A 21,317-nucleotide genomic window follows, 5' to 3' on the forward strand; every position below is an offset into this window, starting at 1 on the left:
AAACAAAAGCGTAGTTTAATCACAACTTTTATGAAATAAATATATAATTTTATTAAAGGAGAAAGAAATTGAGCTTATCAGGCATTATCCTGATGTAATTCTTTTAATAATTCTAATTCGTGTTGAAGCTGATTTATTCTTTGTTGTAAATCAGGAAGATTTTTAAACACGACATAAGATTTCTGATAATTTTTAATTGAAAATGCTGGAGAGCCCTGAACAACTTCACCCTTTTGAGTAATATTATTACCAATACCAGATTGTGCTGCAATTTTCACATCATCTGCTATTGTAAGATGACCTGCTATTCCGCACTGTCCGCCAATCATACAATTTTTACCAATTTTTGATGACCCTGCTATTCCTGTTTGAGCAGCGATTACAGTATTTTCTCCAATTTCTACATTATGTGCAACCTGAATAAGGTTATCAAGTTTAACACCTTTTCTTATTATTGTTGATCCCATTGTAGCACGATCGATACTGGTATTCGACCCTATCTCTACAAAGTCTTCGATTATAACATTTCCAATCTGAGGAACCTTTTTGTAGTTAGTATCCTGCTGAGGTGCAAATCCAAAACCATCAGAACCAATAACAGTATTAGAATGAATTATACAATTACTCCCAATAATGCAATTGTAGTATATTCTTGTTCCTGAGGATATTACGGTATTGTCGCCAATTTTTACGTTTTCACCAATAAAAACATTGGGGTAAATTTTTGAGTCTTTACCAATTTTTGCATTTTTTGCTATGTAAGTAAAAGCACCAACATAAACATTTTCTTCAATAGTAGCTGTGTTATCTATAAAACTCTGAGGCTCTATCCCTTTGGGGCATGAGATTGTTTTCTGATAAAGCTCCAGTAAATCTGCAAATGCCTGATAAGCATTTTCTACCCTAATTAATGTAGCATTAACTTTTTGGCTTGGTTCAAAATCGTTATTGATTAAAATTATACTTGAATTAGAGGTATAAAAATATTTTTCATAAAGCATATTGCTCAAAAAGGATAAATCTCCTGCTTTCCCCTCTTCAATTTTTGCAATAGAAGTGACAATAACATCTGGATCTCCCTCAATAGTTCCATTTAAAAATGCAGCAATATTTTTTGCAGAAAATTCCATCAATAAACTTTTTGTAAAAGTAATTCCAAAATTAACAATATCAAAATTCCTAAACCGTTTAGCTACTGCGCTAATTAACTATTTATTATGCTATTATTTGCGACATTCTTCGGGATAACAAAAAAAGTATTTTACAACATTTTTCGACAATATCTGAAGATTCAGCATATCAGAAGCTATAGTGATATCTTTAATATCTCCTGATTTGTAAAGAATATTTATTCGGTCATCATTTGCATTATAGGCATTATTTGTTGCTGAATTTGTAAACACAAAAGACTTAGCCTCATCACCGGTAATTCCAAATATTTTTGAAGTTTTAGCAATGTATTCGTCTATTTTCTCTTTTGAAAAAGGCTCATTCTGAATTTCAATCTTTAGGAGCTGTCTGTTTATAAACCTGTTGCAAAGTAATGAAAACGCCTTATTATCACATTCTGCCCAAAGTTTTATTGATGAAAGCAAATCGTTATCATCAAGTTTTGAAAAATCATTTAATAAATTAGGATTATTACGAAAATCATTCTCAGTGTAATTGTTAGACAAAAACTTAAACATTGTTGTTGTCATCTGTAAATTTACTTTCTGCAAAATTAATTCTCTTGCCTTTTGCATTATATTAACTAACATCTGCTCTGCAGCAAGTACTGTTTTATGAAAATAAACCTGCCAGTACATTAATCTTCTTGCGATAAGAAATTTTTCTATAGAATATATTCCCTTCTCATCAACAACTAAATTATCGTTAACAACGTTCAACATTTTTATTATCCTATCACTACCTATAACTCCTTCGGAAACACCGGTAAAAAAGCTGTCGCGCTTAAGGTAGTCTAATCTATCCATATCTAGCTGACTGGAAACAAGCTGATGTAAAAATTTTTTATGGTAATTATTTTTAAATATTTTCAAAGTTAAATCAAGGTGACCGCCTAACTCTTTATTTAGGCTTTCCATAAACAATTCAGAAATCACTTCATGTCTAATGTTATATAAAAAAGTGTGTTCAAGTGCATGTGAAAATGGTCCATGTCCAATATCATGCAATAAAATTGCAGCACATATTGACGAAGATTCTTCATTAGTTATTTCAGTACCAGTACTTCTAATAACATCAACAGCAAGTGTAGTTAAATAATGTGCACCAAGCGCATGCTGAAAACGTGTATGTATAGCACCCGGATAAACTAAAAAAGCCAATCCAAGCTGTCGAATATGCCTTAATCGTTGAAACCATGGATGTTTTACGAGTAAATGATTTTTACCTAATGGCATATTAATAAATCCATAAACAGGATCATTAATAATTTTATATTTTTCTGTTGTCATATTAATTTAAGCTGTTGCCAATGCGGCAATATTTACTTTTACACCTTCGGTTTTTAATATTGCCTGAGCACATGCTTCTAATGTTGCACCTGTAGTTACAACATCGTCCACTAAAAGGATATGCTTGTTATTAAGTTTTTCGGGTTTCTTTATTTTAAAGATGGAGTCTAAATTTTGCCACCTTTCAATTCTTGACTTTTTTGTTTGAGTTTGGGTTTCAACACTTCTCACCATATTTCGGGACTGAATCTCAATTCCCATACTATCTGCAATTCCTTTAGCAATGCATTCTGCTTGATTATATCCACGTTTTTTCTCGCGTTTAGGATGTAATGGTACCGGAATAACAACGTTAACAGAATTAAATAATTCAGATTTTTTTAATTCAAAGCCTAATTGTCTTCCTAATTCTTCTCCAATATCTTGCCTACCATTATATTTAAGTAAGTGTAATAAGTCCTGAAAACGAGACCCTTTTTGAAACCGGAATAATGCTGTTGCATTTTGTACGTTTACTCTACCCCAAAACAACTGGCTTACAGGGTTATCATGTTCATAATGAAAATTGGTACGAGGCAAATCTACAAGACATCTAGTACAAATAACTTTCTCTTGTGTTAAAAGTCTTTCACCACATGCAGCACAAATATTCGGATAAAAAAGCTGAAAGAAATCAGCAAGCCAATTTCGCATTAACTAAATAATTTTAAAGAAGTAAAATTATACAGAAAATTAAGAAATGGAAATACAGAGTAAAATAACAAATTACAAAAAGAAAATAAATAGAAATCAGCTATTATAGCCCCATTTTAAATAAATAGCTCCCCATGTAAATCCGGCTCCAAATGCAGATAAAATAATATTATCGCCTTTTTTAAGTTGTGGTTCCCAGTCACTCAAACATAATGGCAAGGTAGCAGAAGTTGTATTGCCATATTTCTGTATGTTAATCATAACCTGCTTCTTATCTAATTTCATACGATTAGCAGTTGCATCAATTATTCTCATGTTTGCCTGATGAGGAACAAGCCATGCAAGATCTTCGGGTTTAATGTTATTTCGTTCCATAATTTCAACGGAAACATCTGCCATTTTAGAAACAGCCCATTTAAAAACGGGTTGACCTTCCTGATATATAAAATGCTCTTTAGCTGCAATGGTTTCAAAGGATGCAGGTTTTACCGATCCTCCTGCTTTTTGATGTAGATGAACTCTGCCAACTCCATCTGAAAGTAAAATCTCGTCAATAATTCCGATATTCTCAGTTGTTGGCTCTAACATTACGGCACCTGCACCATCGCCAAAAATCGGACAAACAGAACGATCTGTATAGTCAACAATTGATGACATTTTTTCGGTACCTACAACAATTACTTTTTTATATTTTCCTGTTTCAATAAACTTACAACCAGTAGCTAAAGCATAAAGAAAACCGCTGCAACCTGCATTTAAGTCATAACTGAAAGCATTTTTTATTCCTACTTTATCGCAAATAACATTTGCAGTTGCAGGAAATTGCATATCAGGAGTAACTGTAGCACAAATTAGCAACTCTATTTCTTCAGGTTTTATTTTTGTTTTTTGCAGAAGTTGATTTACCGCCTCAACACCTAAATCACTAGATCCTTTTCCCGGTTCGCGTAAAATATGTCTTTCTTTAATACCAATGCGTGTCATTATCCACTCATCAGTAGTGTCAACCATCTTACTAAGTTCCTCGTTAGTTAAAATATAATCAGGAACATAACTGCCAACTCCAGTAATTACAGCTCTTAAGTTTTGCATGATTTTAAAAAATTTCTTTCAGTTTGTAAATTAATTTTGAATTTTCAACATTATAGGTGAGAATAATCATATTCATTATTGCTTTAGAAGTAGAAGCTCCATGACCAATAACAACAGTTTTGTTTACACCCAAAATTGGTAATCCACCATAATTTTCAAAATTAAACCTTTCAACATATTCGTTAGCTAAATTGCCTTCTTTAAGCATTTGGTAAAATCCTTCGGCTTGTTTTAATAAAATATTTCCAACAAAGCCATCACAAATAGCAACATCGGCTTTATCACTATTAAATAAATCGTTTCCTTCTATATTTCCAATGAAATTAAAATGAGAAGTTTCTTTCATTAAATCATAGGTTGCTTTAGCAAGAAGATTCCCTTTTTCTGGTTCAGAACCAACATTTAAAAGTCCAACGCGTGGATTGTTAATGTTATAAATATGTTCTGCATACTTTGATGCCAGAATTGCATACTGATATAACACATCAGGTTTGCAATCGGGATTAATACCAACATCGGCAAGAATCAGATTACTTCCGTCTTTACGAGGTACGGTAGCAGCAATACATGGGCGAATAACACCTGGTATTGATTTTATTGTATAAGTTGCCCCAACTAAAACAGCACCAGTATTACCAGCACTTGCAAAGCTATCAATTTTACCAGTATTTAACAGGTCGAAACCAACAGAAATACTGGATTTTGGTTTTTGAGCAAATGCTTTTGCAGGATGATCGCCCATTTCAATAACATCAGGGGCATCAACAACCTCATAATTATTTAAATTTTCATTTTGTTCTAAAAGAAGTGTATTAATTCTTTCGGCAGGGCCTATTAAAACTAATTTTACTTCCTCAGAAAGTTGTTTACGTGCCATTACAGCACCTTGTAGTGTAAACTCGGGGGCGAAATCGCCACCCATAATATCAACACCAATCTTCATTAACGAAAATTAAACAGCTACTTCTTTCTCAATGGCTTTTTTGCCTCTGTAGAAACCGCATTCTGGACAAACATGATGAAATTGTACAGTTGCTCCGCAATTTGAACAAGTTGCTAAGGTAGGAGCTATAGCCTTATCGTGGGTTCTCCTTTTGTCTCTTCTTTGTTTAGAGTGTTTTCTTTTTGGATGTGGCATTTTCTTATTATTTAATTATTCAACAAATTTTTTAAATCATTCCAACGTGGATCTGATGTTTCTTCTACATTATCAACTAAATGTGACTTTAGTTTTTTAATCATTTCCGGATTACATTTATTTTTTCCTCTCTTATCAGGATGAACTCTTCTTAAGGGCAAAGAAAAAACAATGCATTCGTAAATAAATTGTGATATATCTATCTCGCTCTCATCTGGTTTAAGATACACTATATCATCTTCTGCATCCTCAACATTTTCGCGTTTTGCAATAAGGTATGAATGATAGTCAACAGGTAAGCTTACATCGTCGAGGCAAATATCGCACTCAACCTGCACACTTCCATTTAGCTGAAAATTGAATTCCAGTAAATTATTGTTTTTTATCATTTTCACTTCCACGTTCAGCTCAATGTCTTTTATTTCAGAATTATTAAAATTCTTCAAAAATGAAGTCCCTATCTTATAGTCGAATACGTGCTCACCCGTCTTCAATCCTATGAAAGGAATTATAAACTCTTTCATCTTTTTCACTTTCGAAAAAATTTTCGCAAAGGTATAAATATTATCAGAATAAAAAACTCAAAAACTAATTTTATAAAGGTAAACAAGTGTTATTTAAGGAAATAAATATACTTTTTGTCAAAAAGTATAAATCCGACAATTATTTTTTCAAAGCAATACGAAATGTAGTACCCACATTAACTTCCGAAGATTTTACAAATATTTTTCCATTATGATACACCTCAATAATTCTTTTTGACAGGCTCAAACCCAAGCCCCAACCACGTTTTTTGGTAGTATACCCAGGTTGAAAAACTGTTTTTTGTTTTGACTTTGGAATTCCTCTTCCGGTATCCTTTATATCAATAAAAAGTACCTGCATTTGATCAAACAATGAAATTTCAATTGTACCAGAACTTTCCATTGAATCAATAGCATTCTTACAAATATTCTCTATAACCCACTCAAAAAGGGGAGGGTTTAGTGGAACTATCAATTCTCCTGTTACTGGAAATTTTAATATAAACTGAACTTTTGATGAAGTTCTAGTTCGCATGTAACTAACAACATTATTAAGTACTTCTATAACATTTACAGGTACCAGGCTTGTGCCAGAACCAATTTTAGAAAACCGTTCGGTAACAATTTCCAATCGTTTAATATCCTTACCAATTTCTAATAGTATTTCCTGATCTACATTTTTTAGTGATAGTAATTCTATCCATGCCATTAATGAAGAAATTGGCGTACCTAATTGATGAGCTGTTTCTTTTGCCATTCCAACCCAAACCTGATTCTGCTCTGCTTTACGTGATGAACTGAAAGCAAAATATGCAACCAAAATAAAAAGAAATATTACAGCTAATTGAATATAAGGGTAATAAAGAAGTTGAATAAGAATGGTAGAATCTTCGTAATAAACAATTCGAGTTAATTTCTCTGACCTTATCATTTCTATTGGTTCGCAGTGCTTTTTCATTTCCGTAAGCCTGCTTTTTAAATATGATGGATCATTAGTTTTTAGAGAATCAAGATTACGAAATACAACTATACTGTCATTTTCGTCAGCTATAATTACAGGAACAGTTTCGTTATTTTTTATTACTTCAAAAATAAAAGTTATATCCTGATTGGGGTTTTCAGTATTAGCCAGAGCTTTCATTCCTTTTGCCCAGAGTTCGATTTTTTTTCTTTCTTCAAGTTCTAACTTATTTACTAAATTATTTGTAACCCAAAGAGATGATATTCCAATTATTACGGCAATAATCAGAAGTAAAAGTTTCCAGACTTGTTTTCTTGAGTATATGTTCAATGATCTAGTGCTAAAATGAAACGCAAAAGTAAAAAATTTTAGGTGGAATTAAAAATTAATCCCACCTAACAATAGCATCTAAAATCACTAAATCCATTTAACCAAAGGGAAGTCCATTCGATGAGGCAAATCGTGATTTTTAGGGAATACCCTGAAAGAGTAGTCATAAACACCTGAACGGGTTGCCGGAACAACACATTTAAATGTAACGACTCCACCATGTTCTGCAATTGGTTTCATTTCTTCAATAAAATGTATTTCTTTCACCTCGTCAAATACTTTTTGTCCAAAAACAATTTCAATCCCTATATCAGAAGTTGGTATTTCGTGGAGGTTTAATACTATTTCTGCAACAAAGTCTTCACCAAGTAATAATGGTTTTTGTGTAGAATCGTGACAATCGACTGAAACAATTTCAACACTTTCCCATCCTCTAATCATTTTTTGTTTCCAGGCAGCAATCTTTCTAACCATTTCGAAATTGTTCTCAAAAAGCAAGCTTCTTCTTTCTAACAATTTGTTATAATATTTTGAATAATAGTCGTCAAGCTGACGTTTCATTGTAAAGCGTGGAACTATATCAGCAATTGTTTTCTTAATGTGAGCAATCCACTTTGTAGGCAAACCAGATTTATCATTATTGTAGAATGTTGGAACAATCTCATTTTCGAAAAGGAAGTATAATGTTTCTGCATCCAGTTCATCCTGAAAATTTTGATTGTCATATGTACGTTCTTCTTTAAGAGCCCAGCCTGCACCTTTAACATATCCTTCTGCCCACCATCCATCTAACACACTGCAATTAACTACTCCGTTCATTACTGCTTTTTCTCCACTTGTTCCGGAAGCCTCTAGTGGTCGGGTTGGAGTGTTTAACCAAACATCAACACCTTGCACTAATTTTTTTGCAAGCTCAATATCATAGTTGTCAAGGAAAAGGATTTTACCTACAAACTCTGGTAAACGTGATATTTCTACTATTTTTTTAATTAAATCCTGTCCGGCTTTATCTGCAGGGTGTGCTTTTCCTGCAAAAATAAATTGTACTGGCTTTTCCTTATTATTTACTAATTCTGCTAATCGTTTTAAATTACTAAAAATTAAATGAGCTCTTTTATAAGTTGCAAAACGACGTGCAAAGCCTATTGTTAATGCGTTTTCGTTAAGTCTTTCAACAGTTTCTAAAACTAATGTAGGATTTTCCTGGCGATTTTCAAGTCCTTCCATTAATTTTTTGCGAATTGTTACAAATAATTCCTGACGCAATTGTGATCTTACTTCCCAGATTTTTTCATCGGGAACTTTATTTATTGCCGACCACGAATTTTTATTTGACTGATCGTTAATAAATTCTTTTGGTAAATATTCGTTATATAATCCCCACCATGGTTTTGCAACCCAGGTTGGAAAATGAACTCCATTTGTTACATAACCTACATGTAATTCCTGCGGAAAATAATCACTCCACAAAGGATTAAACATAGTACGTGAAACTTTTCCATGTATTTTACTTACACCATTTACTTCCTGAGAAAATTTACATGCAAGAACCGACATCGAAAATGTTTCCTTTATATCATCTTCGCGAACACGACCCAGTCCCATTAATGTTTCCCAACTAATATTTAGTTTATCTGTAAAATATGAAAGATAAGTTCTTATCATGTCTTCGCGGAAGGCATCGTGCCCTGCAGGAACCGGTGTATGGGTTGTAAATAATGAAGAAGCGCGAACAACCTCTAATGCTTCATAAAAATTCATGCGTCTTAATTCAACACATTTCCTTAACCTTTCTAAACCAATAAAAGCTGCATGACCTTCATTACAATGATATATTTCAGGTTTTATACCAATAGCATCAAGCATTTTAATACCACCAATACCTAACAGAATTTCTTGTTTAAGGCGATGTTCCAAATCTCCACCATAAAGTTGATAGGTAATTGATTTGTCGGCATCAGAGTTTTCTTCAATATCTGCATCAAGTAAGTACAATGGAACTCTTCCCACATCAACTCTCCAAACTTTTGCATGTAACAAACGACCCGGCATTGGTAAATTAATAATTACCCATTCTCCTTTTTCATTTCTAACAGGGTGCAAAGGAAGTGCAGTAAATCTTTGTGGAACATAATTTGCAATTTGTTCGCCGGAAACTGAAAGAGATTGTGCAAAATATCCATATCGATATAACAAACCGATTCCAACAATATTAGCTCCTGAGTCGCTTGCTTGCTTTAGATAATCCCCTGCCAATATTCCCAATCCTCCTGAATATATTTTTAAAGTATCGTGCAAACCAAACTCCATACTAAAATATCCAATTTGCTTATCATTGGTAGTATGTTTGGATTTCATATATTCATCAAAAGCAGAATTTACTCTGTTTAATTTTTCGAGAAACATTTGATCTTTTTCCAGTTCTCTGTATTTTTCAAGTGTAATTGACTCAAGCAATACAATTGGATTGTGTCCTACCTCTTCCCATAATTGACTATCAATCATTTCGAACAGCTCGTGAGCATCGTAATTCCACGACCACCAAAGATTTTTAGAAAGTTTTTGTAAATTAAAAAGACTTTCAGGAATAAATGATTTAATAAAAACTTTTTTCCATGCAGGTTTTACTGTATCAATATTTTTAAGTGATTTTAACCCTTCTGGTAATTGTTTGTGTTTATAATCCTCTATTCTTAATTCGGCTTTTGTAAGAGCAACATGATATGCTTCATGATAATAAGCTATAAGATTTTTCCATAAAACAGTTTGAGAAATTTCATATGCGATTTGTCTGGCCGATGCAATTTCACTTTCTGATTTAGAATCATATTCCAAAATAAATTTTGCAATTTTATGAAATACCTCATCCTGATTAAAATCATCACGTTCAATAACTTTGATGCCATCACCTCTTTCGTCTCCCTGTTGTTTTATCCATAGTCCAAATCCAGCTAATGTTGTTGTAACTGTTGGAATATGAAATGCAACACTTTCTAACGGAGTATATCCCCATGGCTCGTAATATGAAGGAAATACCGATAAGTCAAAACCAATTAACAAATCATAATAAGGTAAGTTAAATACTCCATCTACTCCATTAAAATAACAAGGAACAAATATTATTTTAACTTTATCATTAGGACCATTGTTAAGATTTTTCTCTTTTATTCTTTTTAAAATCGGATCGTACTCAAAATCGTGAAGATTATGAGTTAAATATTCATGTGAAATAGGATTGTTAAAATCACAGTTATGAATTCGCTCTATTAATTCGGTACGCGGACCAGCATGATTTGCCGGAACAGTAATATAAGCAACAATTTGTTTCTTAAAATCCGGATTATCATTTATTTCGGCCATCGAATCAATAAAAAGATCAATTCCTTTATTTCTAAACTCATAACGACCACTATTGATAATCAACAGGCTGTTTCGGTCAATTTCCTGATTAAGTAGTGCTTCGGTAACGTTAAATAATTTATTTCTTGCAACTTGTCGCTTTTCTTCAAAATCACAATCTAACGGTACAAATGAATCTTCAAAACCATTTGGTGTAATTACATCTGCTTTTTTATTATGAAACTGAATACATTCCCTATCGGTAATTTCACTAACAACGGTAAATGCGTCACAGTTATTTGCAGAAAGCATTTCGAGTGATTGCTTTGACTGAATATTAAATTTTTCGGCAAGTTCGTTTGCATTATATTTTTCAAGATCTCTGTATAATGGTAATCCGTTTCCTGCAATTGAACGACCAACAGTTGTGGCGTGAGTAGTAAATAGCGTTCCAATTTGTGGAACTTCTTTTTTCAAATATAGTATTCCTGAGCCTGTCATCCACTCATGAAAATGAGCTATGATGCGATCTTTTGAGGTATGCGAAAATTCATAAAAACTTTCAATAAGCTTAGCAGCAGCATACCCAAAAAGAGTAGGCTCCATATAATCCCACTGACCATGAAGTGAATCCAAGTGGTAATTTTCCCAGAAATCGTAAAATATTTTATCTTTCTGACTGAAGTATGGAGTAAAATCAACTAATATAACTACTGGTGAACCAGCAATATCCCAACGACCAATCTTAAATTTATGACCTTCAATCTCAGCCTGCCTGCGCCATGTTTTAAATAAAAATTTATCTTCAATAAATTCTGTATTATGATGTGTTTCTTTCCAAACATCAGGTCCGATTAATATGTAATTATCTTTTAAATCATCTACTATTGACTTTGCTTTTGTTGAGATTACAGTGTAAATACCACCAACTTTATTGCATACTTCCCAGCTTACTTCAAAAAGATAGTCGGGTAAAAGTTTAATTTCAGCCATTTAAATAATTTTATTTTGTAATGATATATATCGAAATAATCTCGTAAAGTTAAAAGCAAAATGAATATTTCACCTATTAATAGATAAAATATTCACCTTGTTTGAAAAAAATATTTTCTTTGTCGTAACTGTCTATTTTACAACAAAATTTGATTTAAATACTTTGCCGGTTTCTGTTTCAATTTCTACAAAATATAAACCTTGGTCAAAAGTTTTTACAGAAATTGAATTTAGATTGTCTTTAGAGCTTTGCTTAAAAATCTCTTTACCCGAAAGATCTAAAATTCTAATTAAATATTTTTCACCCTTTAAATTACCATCGATTTTAATTGTTGCATAATCTGAAACAGGATTTGGGAAAACAGAAATTGAAACTTCATCAGAATTAACCTGATTAACATTCAGATGTGCCCATGACACATACTCTATTCTTTGCAAAATCCCTGCATTATTACAATAAGCAATTGCTACAGGATGCCTTTCGGTTGGAGCCCAGAATAAATATTTATTTATTGTGTCTTTCTTAAATAACAATGAATAATACGTTGTACCACCAAATGATGCAAATACACTATCTGTTGTAACTGAAAACTCATGTACTCTTATAACATTTGAAAACACTCCATAAGGTGTGGTCATGCTTCCCCATGCATCGCAATTAATATTTTTATGGGTACGGCTTCTGTATAAAGTGTCAAAGTCAGTTGGAACATATGCAATACTCACTTCCCATTTCGAATCATAATTCTGATTATGACCATAAGTACAAGGAACAGGCATCAGCATTTCTTTTGGATTTGGATTAATGTTTTTCTCACCATGTCCATCATAATCGCTGCGATAACCTTCAACCCACATTCCGGTTGAATTTACAGACCACATTGTATAACCAACGCCGGCACCCGGACTTGGAGCTCCTGGCCCGCCATACAAAACAGCAGGACCGTAAGTATAAGTATTAGAGTTTGGAAAAGAAGCACTAAAAGCAAGATTTGCTGTTATTCCGTATGGCGCATATTTGGTTGAATCATTTGCCAATGCACTATAGTTCCAAACCTGAGCCGAAGCAGATGCTGTTCCCAAAGAAACAGTTGGAGTTTTATCTACATAAAGCATAAATGTATCTCCCGGTTGAGGAAGATCCTGTTGATAAATTGTAATTTGTGCGTTTGAGTACAAACATAAGATAACTAACAGAATAGGTAATAGTTTTTTCATAATAGTTTATTTTTGTTGAGGTAAATATACAAATTTCTGGAAATAAAAAAAAGCTGCAAATTTCGAGCAGCTTTTAAATATAATGTTATAACATTACCTGTTGTCAGGTCTTTCGACTTGACAACATTTCATATTACAGTTTTACAAATTTCTCTCTTTTTACAAACTTATCGTTTTTAATTTCTATTGTATAAATTCCTGAACTAAGTGAACCTAGGTCAACTTTCGTTTCAGACCGTAAAATTGTTTTTTCTATTACTGCCTTGCCTTCAATGTTGTATATTGTTATTATTGAAGATTCATTAATTTCATTACTAAAAATTATTTTTATAAAATCAGACGCCGGATTTGGGAAACATATAAAATCATTGTTCTCTACAAAAATTTCATTTACTCCAATAAAACCTGTAGTGTCGGCATAAATTCCAAATCCATAGTCTTTGTAAATAGAAGTAGTGTCAACAATAAAATTAACATTTGCAAATACTGTATCGTTTGAATTTATAACTATATGATGATTTGTTACCTGAGGTAATCCGGGCATATCAACATACAATTTATAATTACCGTTTGGAATATTGTTAATTGAATAATATCCATTCTGATTTGTTAATTCAAATCGTGCAGGAAGCTGATTAGGTTGATACCTAATATATACAGTAGCATTTGCAACAGGAGCAAGAGAACCATCATACCTAACAAAACCATAAATTCTGCATTGTCCCCCAGTAGCTGGTGTCATTGTATACAAAGGTAAATTTGCCGCTAATGTATCACAACTACCAGTAGCTGTTAAAATAGTTGCATTTTCCCAGCTGTAAGAGTTATTGTAATATGAATTTGCAATGCCCGGATAAAGTAACGGATTAATTTTAGATAATTTTAAATAGTAGTTTTGATTAGGTTCAGCCCAAAGAGAAAAACTTCCTGATGAAGTAAGATTGCAATTGCTAAATGGACTATTTTCGTAACTAACATCATTAAATAATTCTGCCTTAAAATTAGAGAAATCAGTAACCAAAGATGATTGAGCAATTCCTTCTATTTTATTTGTTTTAAAATTAACCCTGACAACAGTTGACGTGTCTCTACAAATTCCATTTACTGTAATCCAGTAAAAATCGTGATAACCATAATTATTGCTGTTAATTGTTACAACAGGATTTAGATTTGTAGGGAGAGGCGTGAAAATTGTTGACATTACAGTATCTAACCAATATCCATAACCATACCCTGATGATTGTGCATTCAAAAGATTAAAAACAGGACCACAAACTACAGAATCAGCAGGATTTACAAGATGGTTTGCAGGCATAATACTGCCAAAGTATACATTTACTGAATCGTAATTTGTACAGGAACCATTATTTTCGAACCAATACATTGTAACGGTATCATTTTCATAAACTATAGCACGAATCCATGTACTGGAAGAATCGGCATAAGTAGGATTATAGTGACTCGTAGAATCAATAGGGGCATCATAATATGCTATACCAGCTGGACCACTCCACTGACCACCAGTAGTAGTTGTTGTTGCAGAAATATGTGCAAATTTTCCGCATACAAAAAAATCTAAGCCCGCATCTGGCATTGGTACCGAATTAAAAATAATTGTAACAAAATCTGAAGAATCGCAAATGCCATTAATTTCGTGTAATTGAAAAGTATATGTCCCAGCTGATGTAACAGTAACATTATAGCCAATAATATTAGAAATTCCAGGACCAGATACCATAGACCAACTTGATACATTCCCCGGAGCAGGTAAAGAACCTTGTAACTGATATGTTAAACCACATACTGCAGTATCGGGTCCGGCATTTGGCGTTGGAATAATACAGCAACCTGGGGTTCCAGAATTTACCTGAACCTGATGATTGGTTAATATGCTCATACAACCATTATTTTGAACAACAAGGCTAATATCATAAATTCCCGCAGCACTCCATGTAACATAAAATGGTCCGACACCAGTGCCAGATAATACTGTTGCGGTTCCAAAATTCCATGAATAAGTAGACATAAATCCTCCGGTACCAGTGTAAACAACAACACCTGAATCACCTAAACAAATAGGAGATTCTGCGGCAAAAGTTGAAGTAGGAACCGATTGAAAATTAATTGTTACAGTATCAGAATCAACGCAGCCACCGTTGGTTTCAGTCCAAATGAACGAATAAGACCCTGGTTGAGGCACAGTAAAAGAAGAAGTTGGAGAAGTCGGATTTGTTAATACACCCATTACTGGTCCACTTAATTGAGTCCACACTGCAGCACCCATTACACTAGGAATTGCTGCCATTGTATAATTTAGTTGACAAACATTAGCATCGGGTCCTGCATTTGCAACAGGTTGTTGAGTAAAAGTTACTTTAACAGTATCAGTACAAGTAATTCCAACAGAATTTGTTACCTGCCATATTAAATTAAATATTCCAGGATAAGAAGCAGTAATTACGGCAGTTGGAGAATATATATTAGTATATGTTATACCTGATTGTGGTAGCCATTGAGTATTAACATCGCCTGTATTTACTGTAGCATTAAGCGTTGTAGTTAAACCACACACTGAAATATCGGGACCTGCATTTGCTGTACAAGTTAAGCATGCAGCAGGTGCAATATATGTTGTAGTATACATACAATTAGGGGCATTAGTAAAGATTGCAGTTAAAGTGTGTGAAGCTCCATCAGAAAAATTACCATATAGATTAAATGCTACAGGACTTGAAGAGTTTATGAATGGCCAATTAAAAATATAGGTGATTCCACTTGGTTGATCAGTTAAAATAATCTCGCCAGTCATTAAATAATTTGATGGGGAAAAATGAAAATACATATCACCAGAAACAGAATATTGATTTGTTAATGGATTACAAGCTCCAACAATTGTAGTGATTGTATCAAAATTACAATAAACATTATAATTGTTAATAGTGCCTGCACCTCCCTGCCCAATATTAGTTTGCTTAAATATAATATTTGCTGCCTGATTTAACGGATTTGTAAATAAAATAATATAGTATTGTCCGGTTTGTGAATTTGGAATATAAGCATACTCCTGCCATGAAGGATCGGAACTACAATCTATCATATTGCCATCAGGATAACCACCCCCGGCACCTGAACTATGATGCGATACTGGAGTTCCAATTGCAGTAAGTTGATTTAAACAAGGTGCAGTATTGGAAGTAAATGGTCCCCACAAAACAAAATCAACATCTTGTTGTGGAACTGTATGAATTTCAATAGAGATATCTCCCGGTTGTTCTACTAATAAATAGTACCATGAAGGATTTGGTAACGATGTTAGACATCCATAATTTGGACCTACTTCAGCTGTTCCTGTATTAATACTTAATGGAAAAATAAATGTTGTGTCGGTTCCTAAAGGTAATGCTCCATTACATAAACTATTTTGAGAATTTCCTTTAAAAGTTAACAAAGCAAATAATAATAACAGATAAATATAGTTTTTCATAATTATAATTTTAAGCAGTATGTTAATAAGACAAATTATTTTTGATTTGGTTGCCCGATAAATTAATTTTATTAAAACTGTTGGTATACTGTAGTCAGGTCTTTCGACCTGACTACAACAATAAGTTATAGTTTTATTACTCTTTTTACCGACTGCCCTTCATTAGTTACCATTCTGATTAAATAGAATTGTTCTGTGGTGTTATTCTGAAAACTATAATTAATGGTGTGATTGCCTTGTTGCTTTGTTTCGTTACATATTGTTGCAACTTTATTTCCAAGCAAATCATAAATTTCAATCACAACAGGAGATGATTCCTGCAAATAGAAATGAATGTTGCAATTATCTGTAAATGGATTTGGTGAAACATATAAATTACTTTCATCTATTGTCTGTTCGCTTACCGAAATCGGATCATAAATGTAAGATGATGTAGTATTCGTAACAACTGGTAAGTTATAATCGAAATAAATATAAGCTGTATTTTCTATCAAATCACCAACAGTTAAATTTGTTTTTGGTTTAATACTGTAACTTATATAACCATTACTTAGTGGTTCGTTAACATTGCTATCTGGCAATAAGATATTTGGGAATGTCCAAATTACAGTACCATGATCAAGTATTTGCATGTTTACAGGATGACTTGAACCTATTATTTGTAATGTTCCAACATCTAACAATGAACTTAATGTGTCTTTTAAAACAACAGTAAATGCAGTATCTGTTCCTGTATTTTGAAAATGTATTGTATAGTCCAGACTATTACCTGCTGCTAATTGCGCTGGTGTAAGCCCATTTATTGGACTAACTGTCTTTTCATTTGGATCAAAAGATCCAGCAACTGCTCTTTGAGGAAAAGTTGAATTATTTAAAGGTTGTATATCTCCTATAACAGGAAAAACATATGCAGAATCTTTAAGTAAAGTTCCTATTGCTAAGGTAGAAGGAATTGTTGTATTAATACTAATTCCTCTATAAAAATTGGCAGGCAATAGAATATTATTCCATTCTAAAACATTACCATTAATAACATCCGGAGCAATTGAAGCTGAATCAAAAGTAATTCTTGAATCAATAATAATTTTAATACTTGTGATAATTGAATATTGACCATTATTACATGCATTAAAATTATGCATACAAGTAAATCCGGGTCTTGCATTAGTTAAATAACCATATATAGATAAACTTGTATCAGTACATAATGTTAATGCAAAATTATTTAGAGAATCTATTGCCCCCGACCCCGAAAAAACAGCAGTGTGTGTATTTGGACTTGCCTGAATTGAATTTGGAAGAGACGGAATTGAAATATTATGATTACCTGACAAAGCAATATAATTATACTTACCAAATAAATCGGTAGCTACATAATCATTATCTATTTTAACAACAATATTAGCTGCAGATTGATCTCCATTATCAAAGGTTCCATTTAAATTTAAATCATAAAAAACAGTCCCTTTTATTTCATTACAGCCGTCAAAAAAAGTAATGCTTACTGTATCTGAGTTACTAAAAGAATTTAAAAGATTTGTTTCGGTAAGCACAAAAGTATAAACAGTACTAACAGAAGAATAATTTGGTAAAATTACTTGTGGATTTAACAACGTGCTATTTGAAAACAATACAGGTGCTGTTAAACAACTCCATTGAAAAGAACTGCCATTAATAAAATTCGGTATAGCATTAAAAGTATAAGATTGCCCACAGGTAATATCATCAGGTCCGGCAAATCCACAATCCTGAAAAGAAACATCAATAGTATCAACAGACAAACAATCGTCAAATAATACCCCCCATCTCATCATCTTTAAAACATTTACAGATGAAGACTTAATCCAGGTGGATGGTAATAAACTATTTGTAGGCATAAGATTCCCGTTTATTGTATCATAAAACTCTACACCGCCAGAGAGGCAAATCCATTGACCAACCCCTTGAATTGCAGGCGTTGCATTTAGATGAGCCCATTGACCACAAACTGTAATATCGGTTCCGGCAACAGCTCTTGGAGACTCTTTAAATCTAACCCTAACAACGTTTGAAGTATCTCTGCATATACCATTAACAGTAATCCAATAAAAAGAATGAATACCAGAATAATTTATACCACCGGTATCAATTAAAGCATAAGGATCTGGAACATTTGCTGATGGTATAAATTGTGTGTTCATAACAGTATCCATCCAGTATCCATAACCATATGCAGGCAATTGGGCATTTAAAACCGGGCAAACAGGACCGCAAACTACTGAATCTGCCGGATCACCTAATGAAATAGCTGGTTGAATAGAAGCAAAATAAACATTTACAGAATCATATCCAGTACAAACACCATTACTTTCAAACCAATACATTGTTACTAAATCATTTTCAGATGGGTATCGAATCCAGGTACAAGCAGAATCTATCTGTGAAGGAGTATAAGTTCCATTTTGTATATCATAATATGCTATGCCTGCTGGGCCACTCCATTGGCCACCAGTCACGCTTGGTGTTGCACAAATATGTGCCCATGAACCGCAAACTGTTATATCTAAACCTGCTGATGGCATTGGAACAACTTTAAATTCAACCCTTACTGTATCTCTGTCAAAACATACTGAATTGTTAATATTTATTTCTTTCCAGACAAAATAGTAAATACCATAACTTGAAACCGTAACAACACCATTAGGATCATTTGCAGGCACAAAATTAGAAGAACCTGGACTAGGTGGAACTGTTTGCATTGACCAAATACCACTGTGACCTGTTATACTCCACGCAGCGCCCAAATCATAAGATTGTCCGCAAATAGCAGTATCCAATCCTGCATTTGCATCGGGTTTCTGATAGAATGTTACAAGAACACTATCTGTACTAAAACATGCTTGTGAATTTTGTCCATGCCAGTAAAACCAAACAGCCCTTTGACTATTTACCCAAAAACCAGAACCTAATACCGAAGCATCAACAATGGGATTCCAGGGAATAGGATCTAAAGCTGAAGGTGTAATGAGTATTCCGGGTACACTTGAAGTCCACCAACCATTTACAATACCCGAGCCTAATGTATCAGCTGCTAGTTGCATTGTTGTTCCACAAACAGATTGGGACATTCCGGCTTCTGAATGAGGTGGTTTAATAAATGTTATAACTACGTCATCAGCAGGTGTACAACCTGTTTCGTTCCATGTAAACGTTGCCTGAACTGAAGCACCTACATATGAAGGAATAAAAACATTAGCATTCGGATCAGTATTGGAAGGCGAATAAATTGCACCTACAGGTCCGGTCCAATAACCACTTACACCCAAAGAATGTAATTGTGTTGTTTGTCCACAGGCAATAGCATCGGGTCCTGCAGAAGGACATTGTGCAAAAATGCTAAATGTTATTACCAAAAATAACATTATAGATAAAAAGTATTTCATAATTAGTTTATTTAGTTGTTCTGCTATTTAAGACAAAATAGGGGTAAGTTTCGTTGCCTGTGACAGCTTATTATTTTATAATTTTATTACTCTTTTTACCGATTGCCCTTCATTAGTTACCATTCTGATTAAATATAATTGTTCGGCATTACTATTCTGAAAACTATAATTAATGGTGTGATTGCCTTGTTGCTTTGTTTCGTTACATATTGTTGCAACTCTATTTCCAAGCAAATCATAAATTTCTAGCACAACAGGAGATGATTCCTGCAAATAGAAATGAATGTTGCAATTATCCTTACAAGGATTTGGAAATATTGATAAATTATCAAATACGATAGTATTATATAGGTTAAATATATTTTGTGGGTTATTGAAAGTAACATTTAAAGTATCAAAACCCGTACAAACGCCATTACTTTCAAACCAGTACATTGTTATAGTATCATTTAGGGAAGAATTATAAATCCATGTACAAGGTTGAAATTGATTTAAAGGAGTAATGTTACCATTTTGAGTATCATAATATACAATACCACCCGCAGGACTTGACCAAGATCCACCAGGAACAGATGGAGTTGCACAAATATATGCCCAATTACCAGCAACAGAAATATCTAAACCTGCATCAGGCATTGGAACAACTATAAACTCAACCCTTACTGTATCTCTGTCAAAACATACTGAATTGTTAATATTCATTTCTTTCCAGACAAAATAGTAATCACCATAATTTGTAACTGTTACAGTTGCTGTTGGAGAAGTTGGTGGAATAAAGTTAGATGAACCTGGATTAGGTAGCGGTGCTGTTGACATAGACCACATACCACTGTGACTTGTTATACTCCATGCAGCTCCCAAATCATAAGACTTTCCGCAAACAGCAGTATCTATTCCTGCATGTGCATCGGGTTTCTGGTAAAATGTTACAAGTACACTATCCGTACTTAGGCAGCCTGAGGTGTTTTGTCCGTTCCAGTAAAACCAAACAGATCTTTGACTATTTACCCAGAAACCAGAACCTAATACCGATGCATCAACCATTGGATTCCACGGAATAGGATCAGTTCCTGAAGGTGTAATAAGTACTCCCGGCACACTTGATGTCCAATAGGCATTAATAATACCTGTACCAATAGTATCTGCAGCTAACTGTGTTGTTGTTCCACAAACAGAAAGTGACATACCCGCCTCAGCATGGGGAGATCTCATAAATGTAATAATTACATCATCAGCAGGTGTACAACCTGATTCGTTCCATGTAAATGTTGCCTGAACTGAAGCACCTACATATGAAGGAATAAAAACATTAGCATTCGGGTCAGTATTGGAGGGCGAATAAATTGCACCTACAGGTCCGGTCCAGTAACCGGCTACACCTAAAGAATGTAATTGTGCTGTTTGTCCACAGGCAGTTGCATCTGGTCCAGCAGAAGGACATTGTGCAAAACTGCTAAATGTTATTATCCAAAATAACATTATAGATAAAAAGTATTTCATAATTAGTTTATTTAGTTGTTCTGCTATTTAAGACAAAATAGGGGTAAATTTCGTTGCCCGGGATAACGTATTTTACATAATTTCAACACTATTACAACATGCAACTATTTACATATTTTAATGTCGCGCTTTACATTAAACAGCATTTTTTAGAAAAACATAAC

At 33.4% G+C, this 21,317-nt stretch carries 13 protein-coding genes; all 13 read right to left on the reverse strand.

Annotation, left to right across the window (positions count from 1 at the left end; translation table 11 throughout):
* Window positions 1–77: 77 nt before the first annotated feature.
* The 13 genes from lpxD to HY951_06735 all read right to left on the reverse strand — a co-directional run bounded on the left by lpxD (window position 78) and on the right by HY951_06735 (window position 21,153).
* Window positions 78–1,130 carry a UDP-3-O-(3-hydroxymyristoyl)glucosamine N-acyltransferase gene (lpxD, locus tag HY951_06675; GenBank protein ID MBI5539726.1) on the reverse strand — a complete coding sequence of 351 codons (1,053 nt, stop codon included), beginning with the start codon at window positions 1,128–1,130 and terminating at the stop codon, window positions 78–80.
* Window positions 1,131–1,223: 93 nt separating this feature from the next.
* Window positions 1,224–2,459: an HD domain-containing protein gene (locus HY951_06680; GenBank protein ID MBI5539727.1), complete on the reverse strand. Its 1,236-nt coding sequence runs from the start codon at window positions 2,457–2,459 to the stop codon at window positions 1,224–1,226.
* 6 nt (window positions 2,460–2,465) lie between these two features.
* A complete protein-coding gene (locus HY951_06685; protein ID MBI5539728.1) occupies window positions 2,466–3,152 on the reverse strand; it encodes a ComF family protein in 687 nt (228 codons plus the stop codon).
* 96 nt (window positions 3,153–3,248) lie between these two features.
* Window positions 3,249–4,244 (reverse strand): ketoacyl-ACP synthase III, encoded by a 996-nt coding sequence (locus HY951_06690; protein MBI5539729.1) that lies wholly within the window; start codon window positions 4,242–4,244, stop codon window positions 3,249–3,251.
* Window positions 4,245–4,248: 4 nt separating this feature from the next.
* On the reverse strand, window positions 4,249–5,187 hold the full coding sequence (locus HY951_06695) for a phosphate acyltransferase (protein ID MBI5539730.1): 939 nt from the start codon (window positions 5,185–5,187) through the stop codon (window positions 4,249–4,251).
* Between the two features lie 9 nt (window positions 5,188–5,196).
* Window positions 5,197–5,382: a 50S ribosomal protein L32 gene (gene rpmF / locus HY951_06700; GenBank protein ID MBI5539731.1), complete on the reverse strand. Its 186-nt coding sequence runs from the start codon at window positions 5,380–5,382 to the stop codon at window positions 5,197–5,199.
* An 11-nt stretch (window positions 5,383–5,393) separates the two neighbouring features.
* Window positions 5,394–5,906 carry a DUF177 domain-containing protein gene (locus HY951_06705; GenBank protein ID MBI5539732.1) on the reverse strand — a complete coding sequence of 171 codons (513 nt, stop codon included), beginning with the start codon at window positions 5,904–5,906 and terminating at the stop codon, window positions 5,394–5,396.
* A 139-nt stretch (window positions 5,907–6,045) separates the two neighbouring features.
* On the reverse strand, window positions 6,046–7,197 hold the full coding sequence (locus HY951_06710) for a HAMP domain-containing histidine kinase (protein MBI5539733.1): 1,152 nt from the start codon (window positions 7,195–7,197) through the stop codon (window positions 6,046–6,048).
* Window positions 7,198–7,284: 87 nt separating this feature from the next.
* Window positions 7,285–11,529 (reverse strand): alpha-glucan family phosphorylase, encoded by a 4,245-nt coding sequence (gene glgP / locus HY951_06715; GenBank protein ID MBI5539734.1) that lies wholly within the window; start codon window positions 11,527–11,529, stop codon window positions 7,285–7,287.
* A gap of 132 nt (window positions 11,530–11,661) precedes the next feature.
* Window positions 11,662–12,747: a T9SS type A sorting domain-containing protein gene (locus HY951_06720; protein ID MBI5539735.1), complete on the reverse strand. Its 1,086-nt coding sequence runs from the start codon at window positions 12,745–12,747 to the stop codon at window positions 11,662–11,664.
* A 133-nt stretch (window positions 12,748–12,880) separates the two neighbouring features.
* Window positions 12,881–16,231: a T9SS type A sorting domain-containing protein gene (locus tag HY951_06725; GenBank protein ID MBI5539736.1), complete on the reverse strand. Its 3,351-nt coding sequence runs from the start codon at window positions 16,229–16,231 to the stop codon at window positions 12,881–12,883.
* Window positions 16,232–16,356: 125 nt separating this feature from the next.
* On the reverse strand, window positions 16,357–19,653 hold the full coding sequence (locus tag HY951_06730) for a T9SS type A sorting domain-containing protein (protein MBI5539737.1): 3,297 nt from the start codon (window positions 19,651–19,653) through the stop codon (window positions 16,357–16,359).
* Between the two features lie 75 nt (window positions 19,654–19,728).
* Complete coding sequence (locus HY951_06735) at window positions 19,729–21,153, reverse strand: T9SS type A sorting domain-containing protein (protein MBI5539738.1); 1,425 nt, start codon at window positions 21,151–21,153, stop codon at window positions 19,729–19,731.
* Between the last annotated feature and the right edge of the window lie 164 nt (window positions 21,154–21,317).

It is taken from the genome of Bacteroidia bacterium (genome assembly GCA_016218155.1).
In the GTDB taxonomy this organism is placed as follows: domain Bacteria; phylum Bacteroidota; class Bacteroidia; order Bacteroidales; family GWA2-32-17; genus GWA2-32-17.

Bases quoted from the DNA above. Each gene is read 5' to 3' on its own strand.
- lpxD (MBI5539726.1), bottom strand. From the start codon at position 1,130: ATGGAATTTTCTGCAAAAAATATTGCTGCATTTTTAAATGGAACTATT.
- HY951_06680 (MBI5539727.1), bottom strand. From the start codon at position 2,459: ATGACAACAGAAAAATATAAAATTATTAATGATCCTGTTTATGGATTT.
- HY951_06685 (MBI5539728.1), bottom strand. From the start codon at position 3,152: ATGCGAAATTGGCTTGCTGATTTCTTTCAGCTTTTTTATCCGAATATT.
- HY951_06690 (MBI5539729.1), bottom strand. From the start codon at position 4,244: ATGCAAAACTTAAGAGCTGTAATTACTGGAGTTGGCAGTTATGTTCCT.
- HY951_06695 (MBI5539730.1), bottom strand. From the start codon at position 5,187: ATGAAGATTGGTGTTGATATTATGGGTGGCGATTTCGCCCCCGAGTTT.
- rpmF (MBI5539731.1), bottom strand. From the start codon at position 5,382: ATGCCACATCCAAAAAGAAAACACTCTAAACAAAGAAGAGACAAAAGG.
- HY951_06705 (MBI5539732.1), bottom strand. From the start codon at position 5,906: ATGAAAGAGTTTATAATTCCTTTCATAGGATTGAAGACGGGTGAGCAC.
- glgP (MBI5539734.1), bottom strand. From the start codon at position 11,529: ATGGCTGAAATTAAACTTTTACCCGACTATCTTTTTGAAGTAAGCTGG.
- HY951_06720 (MBI5539735.1), bottom strand. From the start codon at position 12,747: ATGAAAAAACTATTACCTATTCTGTTAGTTATCTTATGTTTGTACTCA.
- HY951_06725 (MBI5539736.1), bottom strand. From the start codon at position 16,231: ATGAAAAACTATATTTATCTGTTATTATTATTTGCTTTGTTAACTTTT.
- HY951_06730 (MBI5539737.1), bottom strand. From the start codon at position 19,653: ATGAAATACTTTTTATCTATAATGTTATTTTTGGTAATAACATTTAGC.
- HY951_06735 (MBI5539738.1), bottom strand. From the start codon at position 21,153: ATGAAATACTTTTTATCTATAATGTTATTTTGGATAATAACATTTAGC.